At 58.5% G+C, this 1266-nt stretch carries 1 protein-coding gene; it reads left to right on the top strand.

The window, feature by feature from the left end; all coding sequences use genetic code 11:
- Window positions 1-1266 (top strand): hopanoid biosynthesis associated radical SAM protein HpnJ (hpnJ, locus tag P0D68_RS35440; RefSeq protein ID WP_408468830.1); only part of this gene is annotated, 1266 nt, incomplete at both ends.

The raw sequence follows: 1266 nt of genomic DNA, 5'->3' as shown, positions 1-1266 counted from the left end.
CGTGCTCGATGCACCGGCAGATGGTCTGTCGGTGGATCAAACGCTCGACATTGCGCAGCAATACGATCTGGTGGTGATCCACACCAGCACACCGTCCTTTCCGACCGACGCCCTGTTCGCCGAAGACCTGAAGAAGCGCAAGCCGTCGGTTTTGATCGGCATGGTGGGCGCGAAGGTCGCCGTCGATCCTCACAATTCGCTGGTTGCCACCGAGGCGATCGATTTCCTCTGCCGCGAAGAATTCGACTTCACCTGTCAGGAAGTGGCCGAAGGCAAACCGTTCTCACAGATCAAGGGTTTGAGCTATCGCGCCGCCGACGGTTCGATCGAACACAACGAAGCGCGCCCGATCCTCGAAAACATGGACGAGCTGCCGTTCGTGGCGCCCATCTACAAGCGCGATCTGAAGATCGACAACTACTTCATCGGCTATCTGAAGCATCCGTACGTGTCGATTTACACGGGTCGCGGCTGCCGCTCGAAGTGCACGTTCTGCTTGTGGCCACAAACCGTGGGCGGCCACCGCTACCGCACGCGCTCGGTCGAGAACGTGCTGGCCGAAGTGAAGTGGATTCGCGACAACATGCCCGAAGTAAAGGAGATCATGTTCGACGACGACACGTTCACCGATTTCAAGCCGCGCGTTGAGGAAATCGCCCGCGGGCTCGGAAAATTGGGCGTGACGTGGTCGTGCAACGCGAAGGCGAACGTGCCTTACTCGACGCTGAAGATCATGAAGGAAAACGGCCTGCGCCTGCTGCTGGTCGGCTACGAGTCCGGCGACGACCAGATTCTGCTGAACATCAAGAAGGGTCTGCGCACCGACATCGCGCGCCGTTTCAGCGAAGATTGCCGCAATCTCGGCATCAAGATTCACGGCACCTTCATTCTCGGTCTGCCCGGCGAGACGCAGGACACGATCCAGAAGACGATCGAATACGCCAAGGAGATCAATCCGCACACGATCCAGGTGTCGCTCGCCGCGCCGTATCCCGGCACCAGGCTTTACAACGAGGCCGTTGAAAACGGCTGGCTCGAAGAGAACAAGGTGATCAACCTCGTCAGCAAATCAGGCGTGCAGCTCGCGGCGATCGGCTATCCGCACCTGTCGCGCGACGAGATCTACCATCAGCTAGAAAACTTCTATAAGCGTTTCTATTTCCGGCCGTCGAAGATCTGGGAAATCCTGCGCGAGATGCTGACGAGCTGGGACATGATGAAGCGGCGCTTGCGTGAAGGCGTCGAATTCTTCCGTTTCCTGCGCGC

The organism is Paraburkholderia sp. RL17-380-BIE-A, assembly GCF_046028085.1.
GTDB lineage: Bacteria > Pseudomonadota > Gammaproteobacteria > Burkholderiales > Burkholderiaceae > Paraburkholderia.
This window is presented reverse-complemented; position numbering and strand designations above follow the sequence as displayed.